The organism is Bacillus sp. JKS001846 (assembly GCF_900176455.1).
Lineage (GTDB): Bacteria > Bacillota > Bacilli > Bacillales > Bacillaceae_G > Bacillus_A > Bacillus_A cereus.
The window spans coordinates 3,469,447-3,487,924 of the sequence record NZ_FWYG01000001.1 but is presented as its reverse complement, the minus strand read 5'-3'; the positions used below and the strand labels follow the sequence as shown (position 1 = coordinate 3,487,924).

The following is an 18,478-nucleotide window of genomic DNA, read 5'->3' as shown; positions in this document are numbered from 1 at the left end:
TGATGCAAAAAAAGTCGTTTTGACTACGGAAATAATGAAAATATGTGAAGGAAAAAGGGGATTTGCATACAATTAGTTAAATAAGAAAGAAAAAATAATTTTATCAACAGAAATTAACAAAATGTGACAAAAATCTATTAACGAATCGTATTTTTTGTGTTAATATTCAAAATATAAAGGGTATTCGTCGTATGGAAATGGAGGGAATGGAGGTTTTTCCAATCGATAAGGATATTAAAGAAATATTTTGTTCACACTTGAAAAACAATAGGCACCAATTCGTAGAGAACTGGAAAAACAAAATGATAATTTCCGAAAAAGATCCATTTAAACTAGAAGTAGTTCAAAATGGAGAGGATTTACTAGAGTTAATTATCGAACTTACTATGGAAGATAAAGATATAAATTATCTTCAACCGTTATGTGAGAAAATTGCTATTGAACGTGCTGGAGCAGATGCGAATATTGGAGATTTTGTTTATAACGCAAACGTGGGAAGAAATGAACTTTTCGAAGCGATGTGTGAATTAGATGTTAGCGCTCGTGAATTGAAACCAATTATGGCAAAAATACATACTTGTTTTGACAAATTAATTTATTATACCGTTTTAAAATACTCGGAAATTATATCGAAGAATTTAGAGGAAAAACAGCAATATATTAACGAAACACATAAAGAAAGACTGACGATTTTAGGACAAATGTCAGCTAGTTTTGTACATGAATTTCGTAATCCGCTTACTTCCATTATGGGGTTTGTCAAATTATTAAAGGCAGATCATCCGAGTTTATCGTATTTAGATATTATTTCGCATGAATTAGATCAATTAAATTTTCGTATTTCGCAATTTTTACTCGTATCAAAAAAAGAAATGTGGAATGAATCGGAACGGTTTTGGCTTAATGACTTGTTTCAAGACATTATACAATTCTTATATCCGAGTTTGGTCAATGCGAATGTTTTGATTGAAAAGAATTTACCATATCCAATTCCGCTTGTTGGTTATCGGAGTGAAGTGAGACAAGTATTTTTAAACATATTAATGAATTCAATTGATGCTCTTGAATCAATGAAAGAAGAACGAAAAATTATCATTGATGTATTTGAAGAAGATCAAGCTATTCGAATTGTGATAAAAAATAATGGACCAATGATTCCAGCTGAAAATGTAGAAACGATTTTTGAACCATTTGTAACTACTAAAAAGTTAGGAACTGGTATTGGATTGTTTGTATGTAAACAAATTGTGGAAAAACATAATGGATCCATTATGTGTCGATCAGATAACGATTGGACAGAATTTCAAATTGCATTTCAAAAATAAACAGTCTACACCAAATGAATGGTGTAGACTGTTTTAATTTGTGAGTATAACGGCTTCTATTTTAGGATCTTTAGTTGAATAACCTACTATTGAAATTGTATAAATAACATTTGGTTCAACATTGAATTTCGGTATAGTCAATAAAACGTTTTTATTATCTGCGAGTGAAATTTCAATATCTGCTGTACCAGGGCTAACTTGCAAAAAATCGGTTATTTGTTTAAAGAGTGCATTTTCAAATAAATGATCTCCATCTTTTAAATCTACATTTACAACAGGGGTATCTGGAGAGAAATGTGCAAAGCGTATTTTTGCTTGACCAGCTGGTAAATGTGTATTATCAAGTATAGGTTGTAATTGTAGGTGATTATCACTATTTATTGCAGCAAGAGTATAAGTATGATTTCCCATTATTGGTACCAACGCTGAAAAGATTGGAGTTTCATTTCCGACAGGAACAATATCTATACGGTATTTACCTTGCACTAATGATAAATAAGGGCTGAATTGCTTAAATGAAATATTTTTAATAACCTTTTGTCCGTTTACTAAAATGTCAACCGCCGGTATATTTGGATCGGCATGAAAAATTCTTATATGTGATGGTAAAGCAGCTTCTTGTGAGTCTCTTGTTTCATACGCCTGTACAAGTTTTGATAGTGCATCGTAATATTTCATATATAATTCTATATATTTTTTAGGGTTACGAAACTGATAGTAACGTGCGAGCTGTTCGTATTGCGTAACTTCTTGTCCATATTTTTCGATTTCAGATTGAGACATGAACATTCCTCCTTTGTCATCATTAAAACTATATGCGAAGCAAGAAAGCGGTTATGCAAAAAAAATGATTTTATAAAGGGGAAATTAAAAAGTGACAACAAATATGTTTTCATAAAGAGGTGCTGGTGCTTACGAGAATTTCACAGAGTAAAGCAGTACATATGACTGTACGAAAGTAAAATAAATGCCAAATTGAAAGTGCATTTCAATTAACATATTGAATACATGTCCAAAAATCGCTAGAAAACTAGGGATTTTTTTAATTATAGGCAAATACACATACAAAGTGATAATTGTCCTACATAAATTATAAAGGAAAGATACTTTTAATCTGAGGAAAGGAGTGCCACTTCGGGATAGGGATATCCCGATAGTAATTGTGAATGAAGTTATGAAAAGGTTTTGTGTTATAGACTGTAGGATGAATTTGTAAACTTCATTTTTCTATTTATTTTAGCAATTGACAGTATTAACCCATAAGAGAGCGTCATGACGAACTGATTAGTGTGGTTAATCGGTTCTTTTTTTATAGTTTAAAAATGAAAAGTTTACATAATGAATAGGAATCTGAATTGATTAGTAAGGTGGGTGTCGAAATTTGTTTTAAAATATGCAATTTAAAGTAGGATAATAGGAAGGAGTTTAACGGGAGTTCCGTCGAAGTGTACAGAATGTCGGTATTTAAGGACAGCTGGCATTATGCTATAAAAACATTTGGTGATGCAGTCATTTCATATAAAAAGGAGGGTCATTTGGGCGTATAGAAAAGGGTTGGTCTTCGGTTTTTTAGTTCTGAATTTTCTGTTTTGTAAAATTTTTTAAGCACTCATTTGTATATTTTATAATAGTTTTTTGATAAATTCACTGCTTTTGCAGAGGATTCTTTTTTATGAAAGAAACGTCAATTTTCTTCATATATATATACAAATTGGAGAAATGGGGGAGCGCTATGCGCGATTACTTAATTAAACCACTTGTTGGTCAGCCGTATCCAATGATTTCACATGGAAAAGGTGTTTATTTGTATGATCAAAATGGCAATAAATATTTTGATGGTTCGTCAGGAGCAATTACGGCAGGTATTGGGCATGGCGTAAAGGAGATTGCAGACGTTATTAAAAAGCAAGCTGAGGAGATTGCTTTCGTTTATAGATCACAGTTTACGAGTGAACCAGCTGAAAAATTAGCGAAGAAGTTAAGTGATTTAAGTGTAGGAGATTTGAACTGGAGTTTTTTTGTAAATAGTGGTACGGAAGCGAATGAAACAGCTATGAAAATTGCAATTCAGCATTTTCAAGAGCGAGGTATTCAAGGGAAACATAAAATTTTATCAAGATGGATGAGTTATCACGGTATTACGATGGGTGCTTTATCGATGTCTGGGCATCCACTACGTAGACAACGTTTCGTATCTATTTTGGAAGATTATCCGACTATACCAGCTCCATATTGTTTCAGATGTCCTGTTCAAAAGGTATATCCAACTTGTCAGCTGGCATGTGCGACTGAACTAGAAAGATCAATTGAAAGAATTGGTGCAGAGCATATTGCTGCTTTTATTGCTGAGCCGATTATCGGAGCAGCTGGAGGCGCGGTTGTTCCGCCGAAAGACTATTATAAAGTCATTAAAGATATTTGTAATCATTACGATATTTTATTTATTGCGGATGAAGTAATGACTGGGCTTGGTCGTACTGGAGCATGGTTTGCGATGGAGCATTGGGGCGTAGAACCAGATATTATGACACTTGGTAAAGGGTTAGGAGCGGGATATACACCGATGGCAGCGACAGTTGTAAGTGATCGTGTTATGGAACCAATATTACGTGGATCACGTTCAGTAATGAGCGGTCATACGTTAAGTGCAAATCCATTGTCTGCAGCAACGGCTTTAGCTGTTATTGAATATATGGAGAAACATAATCTTCCTGAGAAAACAGCAGAAAAGGGAGAGTATTTAATAAAAGGCTTACAGAAAGTTCAACAACAATCGACAATCATTGCTGATGTGCGCGGAAAAGGGTTGCTAATTGGAGTAGAATTGCAACCGTTTACAAAAGCGTCGGAGCTTATTTCAGTTGCAGCTAAAAACGGCCTGCTTTTATATCAAGCAGTTTCAGGGCAAGCAGGAAAAGAAGATAGTGCGCTGCTTGTAGCACCGCCAATGACAACTACATATTCCGAGTTAGATGAATTACTTTCAATTTTCTCTAAAAGTGTGGAAGAGATGATGCAAAAAGGAGGGCATAGTATCGCATGACAACTATTACAAATACATTCGGTAAATTAAAAGAAATTGAGGAAGTAATTTCTTTGTTCCATGATGATATGACATTGATGTTTGGGGGATTTGGAGGGATTGGATCCCCTCCATCTTTAATACAGGCAATTTTAGAAAAAGGCGTTACAAATTTAAATTTAATTGGAAATGACACTGGATTTCCTGATGTAGGTATCGGTCGTCTTGTTACAAATGAAAGAGTTAAATCAATAATTACTTCTCACATTGGCTCCAATCCAAATGCAGGAAGGCAACTAAACGAGGGAAGATTACAAATTGAGTTTTCTCCGCAGGGAACATTAGCAGAGCGCATTCGCGCTGGTGGCGTTGGTCTTGGTGGTGTTTTAGTTGATGTTGGTGTTGATACGATTGTGGAAGAGGGAAAACGAACAGTTGAAATGAATGGTAAGACCTACTTAGTTGAAACAGCATTAACTGCTGAAGTTTCAATTGTATATGCAAAAAAGGCAGATCCGTTTGGTAACCTTGTATTTGACAAAAGTGCACGAAATATGAATCCTCACGTAGCGATGGCTGGGGATATAACAATTGTAGAAGCGGAAGAAATAGTCCCGCTTGGAAGTTTAGATCCAGAGGAAATTGTCGTTCCAGGTGTTTTCGTAAATTATATTGTACCGTCGGAAGGAGTGAACTGGAAATGGGTATGGGCGTAGAAGTGAGGGATAAGATTGCTAGGCGTGCGGCGAAAGAAATACAAAATGGTATGATTGTAAATTTAGGTATTGGCATACCATCGCTTGTACCAAATCATTTGCCTGACGATATAAATGTTATGTTTCATGCGGAAAATGGAATTGTGGGCATGGGACCAACGCCAAGTAAAGGGAATGAAGACGAAAATTTGTGTAATGCAGCAGGTTTACCAACTTCTCTTATAACAGGAGCGAGTTATTTCGATAGCTGCACAGCGTTTGGGATGATTCGAAAAGGTTTGCTAGACATAACGATTCTTGGTTCATTACAAGTAAGTGAAAATGGCGATTTAGCAAACTGGATTGTACCTGGAAAACGTGTTCCAGGTATTGGTGGAGCAATGGATTTAGCACAAAAAGCGAAGCGGGTCGTTGTTGTGATGAATCATGTTGATAAGTACGGAAATGCAAAAATTGTTTCAGAGTGTACATTGCCATTAACTTCAAAGAAATGTGTAGATTTAATTATTACTGATATGGCAGTCATGGAGGTAACTCCGAGTGGACTTATATTACAAGAATTAATGAGCCCATACACAGTAGAAGATGTAAAACGACATACAGAAGCTGATTTTCAAATTAGTTCTAACTTACTAGTAATTGAATGAAGGGAGATGTAATATATGGAGCAATTAAAAAAGCAAGTTTGTGATTATATTGAGAGCCATGAAGAGGAAAGTGTGAAATTTTTAAAACGATTAATTCAAGAAAAGAGCGTATCTGGTGATGAAAGCGGTGCGCAGGCAATTGTGATTGAAAAATTACGTGAATTAGGTTTAGATCTCGATATATGGGAGCCCTCCTTTTCTAAAATGAAAGATCATCCTTATTTTGTATCACCCCGTACAAGTTTTTCAGATAGCCCAAATATTGTAGCAACTTTAAAAGGAAGTGGCGACGGGAAATCTATGATATTAAATGGGCATATTGATGTAGTTCCAGAAGGGGATGTGAATCAGTGGGAACATCACCCTTATAGCGGTGAGAAAATAGGGAATCGTATATATGGCCGTGGAACGACGGATATGAAGGGCGGAAATGTCGCACTTATGCTTGCGATGGAAGCGATCATTGAATCTAGTATTGAATTAAAAGGAGACATCTATTTTCAAAGTGTAATAGAAGAGGAAAGTGGTGGAGCAGGGACATTAGCAACTATATTACGAGGATATAAAGCAGATGGTGTCATTATTCCAGAGCCTACTAATATGAAGTTTTTCCCGAAACAACAAGGTTCCATGTGGTTTCGTCTACGTGTAAAAGGGAAAGCTGCACACGGTGGAACGCGCTATGAAGGGGTTAGTGCAATTGAAAAAAGCATGTTTGTTATAGAACATGTAAGAAAGCTAGAGGAGAAAAGAAATAGTCGAATTACAGATCCGTTATTTAAAGGAATTCCAATTCCAATTCCAATTAACATTGGCAAAATTGAAGGAGGGAGTTGGCCAAGTTCTGTTCCCGATGAATTAATTTTAGAAGGAAGATGCGGTGTTGCGCCGAATGAGACTATAGAGGCGGCAAAAGAAGAGTTTGAGAATTGGATTGTTGAATTAAATGATGTGGACAATTGGTTTGTTGAAAATCCGGTAGAAGTAGAATGGTTTGGAGCGAGATGGGTTCCTGGTGAATTAGAAGAAAATCATGAACTCATTACAACACTTCATCATAACTTTGTTGAAATCGAAGGGAACGAACCAATTATTGAAGCATCTCCGTGGGGGACTGATGGAGGTTTATTTACACAAATTGCAAACGTACCAACAATAGTATTTGGTCCAGGAGAGACGAAAGTAGCACACTATCCAAACGAATATATAGAAGTTGATAAAATGATAGCTGCCGCAAAAATTATTGCATGTACATTACTAGATTGGTGTGAGGTGAAAAAATGAAATACTATGAATCTTTTAGAGAACAGACGAATTGTTATACAGTAGAAGGCGTTTTAGATTATTTTAATAAACGTATCCGGGTAGATCACTATACAGGAAATGTTGAAAGTATTATACAGACAATTGACGAACTAGCAGAGAAACATTCTTTCACTAAATGTATTATTAAAGGAAAGGGAGAGCATGTTTCAACATGGCTCTCTTTCGGTTTTTTGTTGGAAGCAACGATACCTCATTATTTTCAAGGACACGATGCATACTTTTTTGTGAAATATAATAATGATGAAAGACGAAATAGTATGCATTGGACTGAGGAAGATACTATATTAAGCGGTGTAAAAGGAAAAGAAATAAAAGAAAAAGTAGTTCCAGAGAAATTTTTGCTGAGAAAAGCGACTGAAGAAGATGCAGAAGAATTAGCAACTGTCTTCGGAAAAGTATTTGAAGTGTATCCGACACCTTTAAATGAAGCGAGTTATGTATTACAGACGATGAAAGAAGACGATACAATTTACTACGTGTATGAATTTGAGGGGAAAATTATTAGTACAGCATCTGCAGAAATGAACATAAAGGAAGGGAATGCAGAATTAACGAATTGTGCTACTTTACCTGAATATCGTAAACATGGATTTATGAAAAGTTTATTAATTAAATTAGAGGAAGAGCTTCGAGAAAGATCTATTTTCTGCTCCTATACAATTGCTCGATCGCTTTCTTTCGGAATGAATGCTGCCTTTCATCAATTAGGCTATACGTATACAGGAAGACTGGCGAATAATTGCTACATTTTCGATAAGTTGGAAGATATGAATATATGGGTGAAAGATCTATCTAGTTATTCGAAAGCAGTAAAACTTCCGTCTCAAAATTTGACTGTAAAGCAAAACAGTTAGGTGGAGCTGGGTGTTCGAAAAGCTGTACTAATTAGAGTTTCGAGTTATCTAATGAAAATATAAAATTGGTCAAAATTATAGAACGGAATCGTCATGCTTGCAATCGCACATAGGTGTGCTGAAAATCCGGCATGTAATTGCCGGATTTTCGGCAAGAGGGGGGATGACATTGCTAGCAGTTTCGACACAAGAAGTCATTGAAGCGATTTTGGGCAGTATTGATGAGGCTATACACGCTGTAGATGAAAATGGAATTACAATATTTTATAATTCTGTAGCTGCAAAACACGATGGATCCAAGATTGAAAAAGTGTTAGGAAAACATCTGTTAGAAGCGTTCCCGTCTTTATCAAGGGAAACGAGTACATTGATGAAAGTACTAGATACAAAAAAACCTATCGTACATCAGGTACAACATTATCAAAATTTAAATGGTGAAGATGTTTGTACAGTAAATACGACGTTACCTATTTTTATAGATGGGAATATTGCTGGGGCTGTTGAAATTGCAAAGGATTACTCTACAATTCAAAAACTTACTGACACAATTGTTGACTTACAGTCGAAAATAAAGCGATCATCTAGAAAAAAAGTGATTAAAAAGCACGCTGCATTTGAGACGATAGTGACAAATGATACGCGGTTTAAACAGACGAAAGAGTTAGCACAAAAAGTAGCACCAACAGACGCGAATGTTTTAATATATGGTGAAACAGGAACAGGAAAAGAACTGTTCGTACAAGCAATTCATGAAGCTTCTAAAAGAAAAAACAAGCCATTTATTGCACAAAACTGTGCAGCTTTACCAGAGTCGCTATTAGAAAGTTTATTGTTTGGAACGACAAAAGGAAGCTATACGGGAGCGATTGAAAGAGCTGGGCTATTTGAACTTGTTGATGGTGGTACATTATTTTTAGATGAACTGAATTCAATGCCTCTTGATTTGCAGGCAAAAATGTTACGAGTGTTAGAAGATGGAGTCATTAGAAGAATTGGTGATAATAAGACGAGAAAAGTAGATGTTCGTGTTATTACCGCAATGAACCAGCCTCCAGAAATATGTTTACGAGAGAATAAAATTCGCACTGATTTATATTATCGCTTAAACGTATTTTCATTATATATCCCACCGCTTCGTGAAAGAACTGAGGATGTACTATTATTAGCATCTTATTTTTTGAAAGAATATAATAAAAGTTATAAAAAAGGTGTACTTCAAATTGATGAGGAAGCGAAAGATAGACTGCAAGCTTATCAGTGGCCTGGAAATGTCCGGGAGTTAAAACATACGGTTGAACATGCTGTTATTATTGCAGAAGGGAATACATTAACAGCCAATTGTTTACCACGTACATTTCGGAAAGAGAAGTTTTCGAAGAAGAAGGGTATAATGCCACTTAGAGAAGCACTTCATCAAACAGAAAAAGAATTAATAGATCAAGCGTTGATTGAAACGGAAGGGAATATATTACAAGCCGCAAAAATGTTGGGTATCCCTCGTCAAACGCTTCAATATAAACTGAGCAAGTACGACAAAACCGCCGAATAATCGGCGGTTTTTGTGTGTTTGCACCAATAAAAGAGCGTTTACATATATAAAAAGTAATGAATATGATGTTAAGTATTGATTTCATACAACGCTTAAAAATATTTTTTCGCTTATGTAATAGGGTTCTCCGCACATTTACTTATCAACAATGTAAAGTTGGCATAACTATTGCTTATATAAAGGATGAGCGTATAAAAAGGGGGAATAGCAATGTTACATGATGTATACAAACCAAATCGTCACTGGAAGGATATCGAATTATGGAAAGATGTTACTGAAGAGCAATGGAATGATTGGGTTTGGCAATTAACGAATACGATCAAAACGTTAGATGACTTAAGAAAAGTGATTAACTTAACACCTGAAGAAGAAGAGGGCGTTAAAATTTCAACGAAAACGATCCCGTTAAACATTACACCGTACTATGCTTGGCTAATGAATCCTGATGATCCACGCTGTCCGATTCGGATGCAATCAGTACCGATTTCGGAAGAGTTATATAAAACAAAATATGATTTAGAAGACCCACTTCACGAAGACGAAGATTCACCAGTTCCAGGGCTAACACATCGTTATCCGGACCGTGTACTATTCTTAGTAACAAATCAATGTTCTATGTATTGTCGTTACTGTACACGTCGTCGTTTTAGTGGACAAATTGGAATGGGTGTACCGAAGAAACAATTAGATGATGCAATTGCTTATATTCGTGAAACGCCACAAGTACGAGATGTATTAATCTCCGGTGGTGACGGACTTCTAATTAACGATAAAATTTTAGAATATGTATTAAAAAATTTACGAGAGATTCCGCATGTTGAGATTATTCGTATCGGAACGAGAGCACCAGTAGTATTCCCACAACGTATTACAGAAAACTTATGTAACATTATTAAAAAATACCATCCAGTATGGTTAAATACACATTTCAATACATCTATTGAAATTACTGAAGAATCGAAAAAGGCATGTGAAATGTTAGCGAATGCTGGTGTTCCAGTCGGAAACCAAGCAGTAATTTTAGCTGGTATTAACGACAGCGTTCCAATTATGAAAAAACTTATGCATGACTTAGTAAAAATCCGTGTACGTCCATACTACATTTATCAATGTGACTTATCTGAAGGTATCGGTCACTTCCGTGCACCAGTATCTAAAGGTCTTGAAATTATTGAAGGTTTACGTGGACACACATCTGGTTATGCTGTTCCGACATTCGTTGTTGATGCGCCAGGCGGAGGCGGTAAAATTGCACTTCAACCAAACTATTTAATCTCACAAAGTGCAGATAAAGTTGTACTTCGTAACTTTGAAGGTGTTATTACGACGTATCCAGAGCCAGAGAGCTATATTCCAGGAAGAGCGGAAGGATACTTTAAAGAGATTTATCCGAACTACGAAGAAAAACGTTCAGATGTTGGTATCGCAGGTCTTATGAGCGATAAGAAATTTAACCTCGTTCCAGACGACTTACAGCGTATGAACCGTCGTAAAGACTACGAAGATAATGATACTCATGCATCTTTAAAAGATAAACGTGATAAGCGCGATCAATTAAAAGATAAAAAATATCAAGCACAAATGGCTAAGTTAGAAGAAAACGACAAAAAAACTGAGGGTGATGCAGTATGAATTGTATGTGGTGTGACAGTACAGAAGCGAAAGAAAGCTTGAATACTGTATATTGGGAATTACCAGATGGTACGAAAGCCATTGAAATCCAAGAGACACCATGTATTTCTTGTTCCTCGTGTGGGATGGACTATCAATCAGACCATACAGTAAAAGAAATTGAAGATCAATTATTCTTAATTTACACGAAAGATTTACCAAAACAACTAACATATGAAGAATTAATGGGAAGACCGCGTCTATTAAAAAGAAATTATTTCGACTTTTAACCAGCTTTTATGCTGGTTTTTTTCTTTTTTGCCTTGTATAATGTACCCAAGTTAGAAAGGTAGGGAATATTTTTGAAAAAGACATTTTACCATTATATGATGAAGCATCGTGCAGCTTTATTTAGAAATGAAATTTCAGATTTAGCAGAGGCGATGTATGATGATTTAAGTTTTCCGAAGCAATCTGAAGACTATGATGAAATTAGTTCATACTTAGAGTTGAGCGGAATGCTAGAAAGTATGTCTATATTTGATGAAGCCTGGGATTTATACATACAAGATAGATAAAAACTATTTGAAAACATACAGAATACATTACTTTATTTAAAGTGAAGTATTCTGTATGTTTTTTTATTATGAAATTTGCTGATTTGAAGCTAGTCTAGTTACTAGCTTTTGTTTGAGTGTAATGTAAATTTTATAAGATTATATTTTTTATTGAAAAAATTTATGAATATAAGCTTCTGTGATAAGCGTTTTTATGTAGGTTGCATATACTGATATCAAAATCACGACGTCAAAAAAAGGAGAGATAGAGATGGCAAGAAAAAAACAACCTAAATACAACGTAGGGGACATAGTCGTGATTACGCTATATGGAACCGTTGGGAAAATCACAAATATGAAGGTTTTAGATGGAGTTTATGTATACGAAGTCAATAATCACGATGGATTTTACGTAGAGCAAACATTGCAGCACGTTACAGAGCAAGATATGAAAAAGGGCGATACGGAGTGGATTGAATTAAATTATAATTTCACGTTTGGTGATCTTGTGCAAGTAACTGGATATGATAAAGATGTTTTCCGTATTGTTGGTTTTCGTACAGAAGTATGGAGATATAAGAATGACGCATGGGAAGATACAATTTATGAATTGTCACGGATTACGGATGGTGAATGGTTAGAAGCGGATGAATCAGATTTAACGTTACTAGCCAATGCTCAAACGGCAAATGCAATTTTGAAGAAAATGAAACAAGATAAAGCAGGTATGAATAAATTGGATTTAGGAAAGTTAAAGTCAATTAACAACTCGAAAAAAGTGAGTGTTAAGACGAATCGTCAAGAAATCATTGATGGATTACTTGACATTTATAACGATTATCAATTATTGTTCGATACATTTAAAGATGAAGAATATAAAATTGTAATGGATGTTGTTCATAATTATTTAGTTAAATTGACAGAGAAAAAGTAGTTAACTAGAAAGAGAGAATAAATTGAACAACAACATATGCAGTATAAGGTATGCCTACAACTATTAAAAAAATAAAAAGCCACTTTATAAGAGAGTCTGCCCATTGATCTTCATGCATGAACTCTTCTTTTGTTTGTCCTACTTCATATTGATTTTCCATTATTATTTCCCCCTTTGAATAGCTTGTACTACAATCGTATGCATCTCGTCCAAAGCTTATGACCTATAAAAAAATAAAATCTATTTTTCTAATCTCATATACATAATTTTGAGATTTTTTCATAAAACAGAAATAAAGGAGTGATGCTCATGAAGGAAATTGAAGTCGTGATTGATACGGAAGAGATTGCGGAGTTTTTTTATGAGCAACTAATTGAAAGAGGGTACGTCCCAAAACGAGAAGAAATTGAAGATCTCGCAGATATTACATTTGAGTATTTATTAGAGAAATGCATGATTGATGAAGTTTTTGATGAAGAGGATGAATGAAAGTAACGACGGGCATAACTCGTCGTTTTTTACTCTTTACAAACCTGTCACAAATATAGTCAATAATTATTGATATAATGAAAAGAAAATTTTACTCAAGAGGTGAAGGAATGTTCAAAAAAATTATTGATTCTTTATTAGGAAAGAAAAAATATCGTTCGTATTCAAGTAGTGATTATCGTCGTAGAGGGCGCTCGTATTCAAGTAGCGATTATAAACGACGTTCATCTGGTTATGGACATCAACATTATAAAAGAAAACGTAAAAGCCGTAGCTTCTTTTCAAGTAGCTGATGAAATGGCGTCGTGTACTAGCATTATTTGATAGACCACTGCGAAAAAATACAATTGTTGCAGAGCGTTATAAAATTGAATCAGTAATTGGAATGGGCAGTTATGGGGTTACATATGTCGTTAATGATTTACAAATAAATAGATATAAAGTCTTAAAACAATTAAGACAAAGTAAACAAAGATATGAGTCTGGTAGAAAATCATTTGAACAAGAGAAAATGATTTTACAAACATTAAATTATCATGCAATTCCTAGTCTATATGATCATTTCATATGGGAGAAAAAGAGCTTCTTTGTGATGGAGTACATGCCTGGTAAAAATTTTGAAGATTATATTTTCATAGATGGGTATGTATATACAGAACGTGAAGTTTTTGAGATTTTATATGAAATATTAGAAATTGTATCGGTGTTTCATAGTGAAGGCATTATTCACCGAGATTTACGCATTCCAAACATATTAATGAAAGAAAATCAAATTAGTATTATTGATTTTGGATTAGCTAAATGGAAAGGTGAGGATGATAAGCGAGCTACAACTTACGAAGGTGAACAAGCTTTGATGCGAGAAGTTCAATTTCGTAGCGACTTTTATGCGCTCGGTCATTTCTCATTATTTTTATTATATGCAGGATATGAATCTAATGAAAAACAGGAAAAACCATGGTACGAAGAATTAACTTTGGAAAATTATAATCGCGAAATGCTTATGCGAATGTTACAAATAAAAACGCCGTACTATGAGAATGTACAAGATTTAAAACAAGATGTAGCTTCTGCTTTAGAAAGGATGGAGACTCCATGTTTCAAAAGTTTTTAGCAAGCGTTGGTATTGGAAGTGCAAAGGTAGATACTGTTCTTGAAAAAGATGAGTATATTGTTGGGGAAGAAATAGTTGGAAAGGTTCATATAACTGGAGGTTCAGTTAGCCAACAAATTGAAAGCATTTACTTAACATTATCGACGTCGTATGTACGAGAAGTGGATGATAAAAAAGTAACAGCAACATATGATTTAGAGCGAGTACGCTTAACCGAACCTTTTTCTGTAGAACCGAATGAAACAGTTGACATTCCATTTTCTTTTCCAATGCCAATTGAAGCACCACTTACACTTGGTATGAAAACGGTTTGGATTCATACAGGTCTTGATATTAAACGTAGTATAGACCCAAGTGACCGCGACTACGTTCAAGTGTTACCTAATGCATTATTAAGTAGTGTTTTAGATAGTGTAAATGAATTAGGGTTTAAAGCACGTCATATAGAATGTGAAGAATTACCGCACCGATTACGTAAGCAAGTTCCATTCGCACAAGAATTTGAGTTTATTCCGGTTTCTGGAGAGTACTACGGCAGATTAGATGAATTAGAATTATTAATTTTGCCACGTGCATACGACCGATTAGAAATAATTATGGAAGTAGATAGAAAATCACGTGGATTAGCTGGTTTATTCGCTGAAGCACTTGATCTTGATGAGAAGGTTATTCGCTTCACTGTAACAAGAGAAGATATCCCTGAGATGAAGCAAAAAATTAATAATTATATTTTTTAATAAACTATGCATAAAAAAGAAATGGAGAGGAAAACTAAAACAACCGCTCCATTTTTTTGCATAGTGAGGTTATGTATGTGAAACGATATCGACATTTATACTTGCTAAGTTTTACGTTACTCATTTGTTTTGTCGTATTATCACTTTCGTATCATACCGCTTGTATTGAGAACTTTGACAATATAGTCGCACATTTTATTCAAAGCTTTCGAAACGATTATTTGACGACCTATTTTACTTGGGTGTCTTTTATCGGTTCCAAAAGAATATATTTTCCATTACTCATTATTCTTGTAATGTATTTTCTCGTTAGAAAAAAGTTACTTAGTGCGTTACTTCTAACAATTAATTACTACGGATCTCGTTATTTAAACAGTATGCTTAAACTATGGTACGAACGAGCAAGACCTGATGTCACGCAGCTTGTTACTGCAACTGGATATAGTTTTCCGAGCGGTCATACGATGAATGCTACTGCTTTTTTAGGATTTATTGCATACGTCACAATTACTGAAGAACGTATTTCGTTGCATAAAAAATTGTTAATTATTCTTATAGCAAGCTTTGTTGTATTATCTATTTCAGTTAGCCGAATATATCTTGGCGTGCACTATCCATCTGACATATTAGCAGGATGGGCAGCTGGTGGTAGCTGGCTCGTTTTATGTGTTATATTCCATAAAACGTTCATAAAAAAAGAACCTATGTCATAATAGGTTCTTTTTTCATTGGCTCAACATGAATGTGTGCATGGTAAATTCCAAACTTTTTGCGAAGCATAGCTTCGATGTTGTCGGTAATACAGTGACTTTCTCCAACATCCATGCGAGCATCTACTTCAATTGTAATATCAACGTACGTTTGATTCCCATACATACGTGCTCTAATATCTACAATGTTTTCCACACCGCCAATATGCTCAATAGCATCAGCGTATTCTTCCATTTTATCAGGATCAATTCCATCTGTAAGCATATGAGAAGATTCTACGAAAATCTCCCATGCAGTTTTACAAATAATAAGACCGACAATTAAAGCGGCAATAGGGTCTAAAATAGGCATTTGGAACTGAGAACCGACAATACCTACTACGGTACCAATACTTACGAGTGCATCTGATAAATTATCCTTTGCAGCGGCTTCTAATGATTTACTTTTTGTTCGTGCTGCAATTTTTTTCGTATACAAATACACGCAGTACATAACGACAGCAGAAAATAAAGCAACCCATGCAGCGAGTATATTAGGCGCTGCTTGTTTCGGATTTAAGAAAGATTGAATGGCACTAATAACAACTTCTAATCCGACTGTTGCCATAATGAAGGACGCAACAAGTGATGCGATTTGTTCGGCCCGCGAATGCCCATACGGATGATCTGGGTCACGAGGTTTACGAGATATTTTTAGACCAATTAATATCGCTAAAGAAGCACCGATATCCGTTAAGTTATTTAAACCGTCAGCACGTAATGCGCTAGAGAGGGTAATATAACTGATGATGATTTTCATAGAGGATAAAAATATGTAGGCCATAATGCTGACAATAGCACCTTTATCAGCTTCTTTATGAGAAAGAGTATCCATTTTAATCACTCACCTTTCTTTAAAGGAATTTCTTTCTATAAATAGAGTATCAAACGAAAGTCGTGTGGGTCTATACAAACATTGTTGACGTTTTATAGCTTTTTAAGAAGGGGATAACAAAGTTTCGTGAAGGAAAAATATGTTGAAAAGTACAAAGTTAGGGTGTGAACCTAATCAGAGTTTATTTACTAAAGAGATAGGAGGGTAGATGGATGAGGAAACGAATACTTTTCTTACTACGTATTATTTTTATCATGACAAGGTGTAATTCATTAAACGATGAAAAACGTCAAAAGATAATTATGAAAACAGTTGAAAGCCCTCTGAAAAATATTTTCCAGAGGGCTTTCAACTTAGTATGCTTCTAAAAACTCAGTAACTTGCTCTTCTGTTTTTGCGTTAGCACTATGTAAGTGGCCTAGCTTCTCACCGTTTTGGTATACAAGTAAACTTGGAATACCCATTACTTGATACTCTTCAGCGATACTTGGAAACTCATCTTTATTAATAGAATACCATTCAAATTTATTGAACTCTTCCATTACATCTCCGATAAAGTTGTCCATACGTACGCAATCTGGGCACCATGTAGTAAAGAACTTAACAACTACTGGTTCCTCGCTTGCGATGATGTCTTTGAATTCTTGTTCTGTTTTAATTTCTTTCATAAGTAAAACTCCTTTCAATATCACACGAATTTATATGCAAAATTCGCATTTGCAAACATGTTGCAAACTTATTATTTGTTTTTTAGTTTTGTAGTTCGTTCACACTTATAAAATTGTATGTAACATGGCTGCGCTACTAAGTGTGAAAATAACGGAACCTCACTTTTCTTTATAAGCTTTTTCCAGGATTGTGTCAAACTTTTGAATTTTATACAGAAATTAAAGAAGCCGACACTTTGATTAAGTATGGGCAGAGTGACTAAAATTAATCGCTTATTAATTTCGAATAAATATTTAAATCGATAAGCTTTCCAACTGATTTTTCGCTTTTTCTCAGAGTACCTTCAAAAGTAAAGTTTAATTTTTCTAATACTTTTATGGAATTTACATTTGCTGGTTCAACTTTTACAAAAATTGAATCAGGTTAGAAATTATATGGTTGTAATGGGAATTGAGGGATATCAATAAAAAAATTGTATCCCGCATTAACGGGCAGTAAGACCCCCACTGATTAAAGTTTCACTTTATTAGGGATTTGCCTTAAACATTTATTACAGTCAAGAATATTTATAATAATATGAACTAAAAAAGGTCCAATTTTTGTAATGTTGGAGGGGAGTATTGTGGACATAACTCAAAGCGTGGCAAGAATAGTGGTTAATGGGAAAGACCTTTCTTTCACTTCAGTTCAAACCTCTGCATGGAATCATGGACCTGTAAATGATTTAATCGTTACGACGAATCAGAGAGTGAATGAGCTTTATCAATTCATGTGGTCACAAGTACCGGTTACGATGTCGGTATATTTTCTTCAAGGGGCGGATTTACTTAGATTCGTTAGGGTTGCTGGAATTGATGAGCGTGTAACCGGAGAATATGTATATCATTTCATTTGGTAATAAGAAGAATTCAAAGTAGTCTAGCAGCTACTGTTTTATTTTGTCATTTGAATATAAGCGAGCGGACTAGCTTATAGTACCTACTGAAATAAAGAATCATAATATAATGTGTAATAAATTATACGGAAGTGAGTTGAAGATCATGTTTTATTCATATTTTAATTCTGAAGCTGGCATACGACCAGCGTATGGTACGTCTATAACGTATAGTGGAGCACAAAGTACAGTCCAAGCTATTCAACAAGCATTGCAAATGCAACAACAAATGCAAATGCAGCAGCAAGGAGTACAACCATATTACTCATCCGTAGAGTATTTTTACCCAGTACATCATGTTACACCGTACGGAAGTTCTTTTCTTACTATTCCATATGGAACTATATACAACTTATAACTAGTAAGGAATGAAGTGGTTTATATAAATAAGGGTGCAGATTAATAGCGCC

Annotated in this window: 22 protein-coding genes and 1 pseudogene; 18 read left to right on the top strand and 5 right to left on the bottom strand. The window is 34.8% G+C overall.

Annotated features, from left to right (window positions below):
• Positions 1-191 precede the first annotated feature (191 nt).
• Positions 192-1,325, top strand: a complete 1,134-nt coding sequence (locus B9A45_RS18615) for a BA2291 family sporulation histidine kinase (protein WP_000425086.1) — start codon at positions 192-194, stop codon at positions 1,323-1,325.
• Positions 1,326-1,358: 33 nt separating this feature from the next.
• On the opposite strand, the gene B9A45_RS18610 is transcribed toward B9A45_RS18615, so the two are convergent.
• The gene (locus tag B9A45_RS18610; RefSeq protein WP_016109913.1) at positions 1,359-2,108 is read right to left on the bottom strand and encodes a DUF4397 domain-containing protein; all 750 of its coding nucleotides are present in this window, start codon (positions 2,106-2,108) and stop codon (positions 1,359-1,361) included.
• Between the two features lie 949 nt (positions 2,109-3,057).
• Here B9A45_RS18610 and B9A45_RS18605 point away from each other — a divergent pair.
• The 10 genes from B9A45_RS18605 (at position 3,058) to B9A45_RS18560 (ending at position 12,541) form a co-directional block, all read left to right on the top strand.
• Positions 3,058-4,368 (top strand): aspartate aminotransferase family protein, encoded by a 1,311-nt coding sequence (locus B9A45_RS18605; protein ID WP_001205879.1) that lies wholly within the window; start codon positions 3,058-3,060, stop codon positions 4,366-4,368.
• On the top strand, positions 4,365-5,063 hold the full coding sequence (gene atoD, locus B9A45_RS18600; protein WP_000208102.1) for an acetate CoA-transferase subunit alpha: 699 nt from the start codon (positions 4,365-4,367) through the stop codon (positions 5,061-5,063). Before B9A45_RS18605 ends, atoD begins: the two co-directional genes overlap by 4 nt.
• Positions 5,048-5,710, top strand: coding sequence for a CoA transferase subunit B (locus tag B9A45_RS18595; RefSeq protein ID WP_000525278.1), 663 nt, complete (start codon positions 5,048-5,050; stop codon positions 5,708-5,710). The genes atoD and B9A45_RS18595 overlap by 16 nt, the downstream gene beginning before the upstream one ends.
• 15 nt (positions 5,711-5,725) lie before the next feature.
• Positions 5,726-6,994 (top strand): peptidase, encoded by a 1,269-nt coding sequence (locus B9A45_RS18590; protein ID WP_000436691.1) that lies wholly within the window; start codon positions 5,726-5,728, stop codon positions 6,992-6,994.
• On the top strand, positions 6,991-7,890 hold the full coding sequence (gene ablB / locus B9A45_RS18585) for a putative beta-lysine N-acetyltransferase (protein WP_084064503.1): 900 nt from the start codon (positions 6,991-6,993) through the stop codon (positions 7,888-7,890). The genes B9A45_RS18590 and ablB overlap by 4 nt, the downstream gene beginning before the upstream one ends.
• A 163-nt stretch (positions 7,891-8,053) precedes the next feature.
• Positions 8,054-9,439, top strand: a complete 1,386-nt coding sequence (gene rocR / locus B9A45_RS18580) for an arginine utilization transcriptional regulator RocR (protein ID WP_074643110.1) — start codon at positions 8,054-8,056, stop codon at positions 9,437-9,439.
• 210 nt (positions 9,440-9,649) lie between these two features.
• Positions 9,650-11,071, top strand: coding sequence for a lysine 2,3-aminomutase (ablA, locus tag B9A45_RS18575; RefSeq protein WP_000902142.1), 1,422 nt, complete (start codon positions 9,650-9,652; stop codon positions 11,069-11,071).
• Positions 11,068-11,340, top strand: coding sequence for a YokU family protein (locus tag B9A45_RS18570; RefSeq protein ID WP_000995763.1), 273 nt, complete (start codon positions 11,068-11,070; stop codon positions 11,338-11,340). Before ablA ends, B9A45_RS18570 begins: the two co-directional genes overlap by 4 nt.
• A gap of 72 nt (positions 11,341-11,412) precedes the next feature.
• A complete protein-coding gene (locus B9A45_RS18565) occupies positions 11,413-11,628 on the top strand; it encodes a YozE family protein (RefSeq protein ID WP_000750717.1) in 216 nt (71 codons plus the stop codon).
• 250 nt (positions 11,629-11,878) lie between these two features.
• Complete coding sequence (locus B9A45_RS18560; protein ID WP_000101499.1) at positions 11,879-12,541, top strand: hypothetical protein; 663 nt, start codon at positions 11,879-11,881, stop codon at positions 12,539-12,541.
• Positions 12,542-12,545: 4 nt separating this feature from the next.
• Here the strand turns inward: B9A45_RS18560 and B9A45_RS18555 are convergent, their stop codons facing one another.
• On the bottom strand, positions 12,546-12,701 hold the full coding sequence (locus B9A45_RS18555; protein WP_000431486.1) for a DUF3930 family protein: 156 nt from the start codon (positions 12,699-12,701) through the stop codon (positions 12,546-12,548).
• 149 nt (positions 12,702-12,850) lie between these two features.
• Here B9A45_RS18555 and B9A45_RS18550 point away from each other — a divergent pair, with 149 nt between their 5' ends.
• The 5 genes from B9A45_RS18550 (at position 12,851) to B9A45_RS18530 (ending at position 15,594) form a co-directional block, all read left to right on the top strand.
• Positions 12,851-13,030: a YozD family protein gene (locus tag B9A45_RS18550; protein WP_000658451.1), complete on the top strand. Its 180-nt coding sequence runs from the start codon at positions 12,851-12,853 to the stop codon at positions 13,028-13,030.
• A gap of 110 nt (positions 13,031-13,140) precedes the next feature.
• Complete coding sequence (locus B9A45_RS18545) at positions 13,141-13,323, top strand: hypothetical protein (protein WP_000473371.1); 183 nt, start codon at positions 13,141-13,143, stop codon at positions 13,321-13,323.
• The gene (locus B9A45_RS18540) at positions 13,323-14,144 is read left to right on the top strand and encodes a serine/threonine protein kinase (RefSeq protein WP_016109914.1); all 822 of its coding nucleotides are present in this window, start codon (positions 13,323-13,325) and stop codon (positions 14,142-14,144) included. The genes B9A45_RS18545 and B9A45_RS18540 overlap by 1 nt, the downstream gene beginning before the upstream one ends.
• Positions 14,126-14,881, top strand: a complete 756-nt coding sequence (locus B9A45_RS18535; RefSeq protein ID WP_000486631.1) for a sporulation protein — start codon at positions 14,126-14,128, stop codon at positions 14,879-14,881. Before B9A45_RS18540 ends, B9A45_RS18535 begins: the two co-directional genes overlap by 19 nt.
• Positions 14,882-14,958: 77 nt before the next feature.
• Positions 14,959-15,594, top strand: a complete 636-nt coding sequence (locus B9A45_RS18530) for a phosphatase PAP2 family protein (protein ID WP_000833370.1) — start codon at positions 14,959-14,961, stop codon at positions 15,592-15,594.
• Here the strand turns inward: B9A45_RS18530 and B9A45_RS18525 are convergent.
• The 3 genes and pseudogenes from B9A45_RS18525 to B9A45_RS18515 all read right to left on the bottom strand — a co-directional run.
• Positions 15,584-16,465, bottom strand: a complete 882-nt coding sequence (locus B9A45_RS18525; protein WP_000380380.1) for a cation diffusion facilitator family transporter — start codon at positions 16,463-16,465, stop codon at positions 15,584-15,586. The genes B9A45_RS18530 and B9A45_RS18525 overlap by 11 nt on opposite strands.
• A gap of 353 nt (positions 16,466-16,818) precedes the next feature.
• Positions 16,819-17,133: a thioredoxin family protein gene (locus B9A45_RS18520; protein WP_000658787.1), complete on the bottom strand. Its 315-nt coding sequence runs from the start codon at positions 17,131-17,133 to the stop codon at positions 16,819-16,821.
• Positions 17,134-17,398: 265 nt separating this feature from the next.
• Positions 17,399-17,539: pseudogene (locus B9A45_RS18515) on the bottom strand (GNAT family protein); the annotation flags it as partial.
• A 217-nt stretch (positions 17,540-17,756) separates the two neighbouring features.
• Here B9A45_RS18515 and B9A45_RS18510 point away from each other — a divergent pair.
• Positions 17,757-18,032 carry a hypothetical protein gene (locus B9A45_RS18510; protein ID WP_016109915.1) on the top strand — a complete coding sequence of 92 codons (276 nt, stop codon included), beginning with the start codon at positions 17,757-17,759 and terminating at the stop codon, positions 18,030-18,032.
• A gap of 142 nt (positions 18,033-18,174) precedes the next feature.
• Entirely contained in the window at positions 18,175-18,426 is a 252-nt protein-coding gene (locus tag B9A45_RS18505; protein ID WP_000500091.1) for a DUF3947 family protein, read from the top strand.
• Positions 18,427-18,478 lie beyond the last annotated feature (52 nt).

Excerpts from the sequence above, each read along its gene's own strand:
- rocR (WP_074643110.1), top strand. The coding sequence starts at position 8,054 with ATGACATTGCTAGCAGTTTCGACACAAGAAGTCATTGAAGCGATTTTG.
- B9A45_RS18520 (WP_000658787.1), bottom strand. The coding sequence starts at position 17,133 with ATGAAAGAAATTAAAACAGAACAAGAATTCAAAGACATCATCGCAAGC.
- B9A45_RS18570 (WP_000995763.1), top strand. The coding sequence starts at position 11,068 with ATGAATTGTATGTGGTGTGACAGTACAGAAGCGAAAGAAAGCTTGAAT.
- B9A45_RS18555 (WP_000431486.1), bottom strand. The coding sequence starts at position 12,701 with ATGGAAAATCAATATGAAGTAGGACAAACAAAAGAAGAGTTCATGCAT.
- B9A45_RS18560 (WP_000101499.1), top strand. The coding sequence starts at position 11,879 with ATGGCAAGAAAAAAACAACCTAAATACAACGTAGGGGACATAGTCGTG.
- ablB (WP_084064503.1), top strand. The coding sequence starts at position 6,991 with ATGAAATACTATGAATCTTTTAGAGAACAGACGAATTGTTATACAGTA.
- B9A45_RS18535 (WP_000486631.1), top strand. The coding sequence starts at position 14,126 with ATGTTTCAAAAGTTTTTAGCAAGCGTTGGTATTGGAAGTGCAAAGGTA.
- B9A45_RS18550 (WP_000658451.1), top strand. The coding sequence starts at position 12,851 with ATGAAGGAAATTGAAGTCGTGATTGATACGGAAGAGATTGCGGAGTTT.
- B9A45_RS18590 (WP_000436691.1), top strand. The coding sequence starts at position 5,726 with ATGGAGCAATTAAAAAAGCAAGTTTGTGATTATATTGAGAGCCATGAA.
- B9A45_RS18545 (WP_000473371.1), top strand. The coding sequence starts at position 13,141 with ATGTTCAAAAAAATTATTGATTCTTTATTAGGAAAGAAAAAATATCGT.
- B9A45_RS18540 (WP_016109914.1), top strand. The coding sequence starts at position 13,323 with ATGAAATGGCGTCGTGTACTAGCATTATTTGATAGACCACTGCGAAAA.
- B9A45_RS18595 (WP_000525278.1), top strand. The coding sequence starts at position 5,048 with ATGGGTATGGGCGTAGAAGTGAGGGATAAGATTGCTAGGCGTGCGGCG.
- B9A45_RS18505 (WP_000500091.1), top strand. The coding sequence starts at position 18,175 with ATGTTTTATTCATATTTTAATTCTGAAGCTGGCATACGACCAGCGTAT.
- atoD (WP_000208102.1), top strand. The coding sequence starts at position 4,365 with ATGACAACTATTACAAATACATTCGGTAAATTAAAAGAAATTGAGGAA.
- B9A45_RS18610 (WP_016109913.1), bottom strand. The coding sequence starts at position 2,108 with ATGTCTCAATCTGAAATCGAAAAATATGGACAAGAAGTTACGCAATAC.
- B9A45_RS18615 (WP_000425086.1), top strand. The coding sequence starts at position 192 with ATGGAAATGGAGGGAATGGAGGTTTTTCCAATCGATAAGGATATTAAA.
- B9A45_RS18525 (WP_000380380.1), bottom strand. The coding sequence starts at position 16,465 with ATGGATACTCTTTCTCATAAAGAAGCTGATAAAGGTGCTATTGTCAGC.
- ablA (WP_000902142.1), top strand. The coding sequence starts at position 9,650 with ATGTTACATGATGTATACAAACCAAATCGTCACTGGAAGGATATCGAA.
- B9A45_RS18605 (WP_001205879.1), top strand. The coding sequence starts at position 3,058 with ATGCGCGATTACTTAATTAAACCACTTGTTGGTCAGCCGTATCCAATG.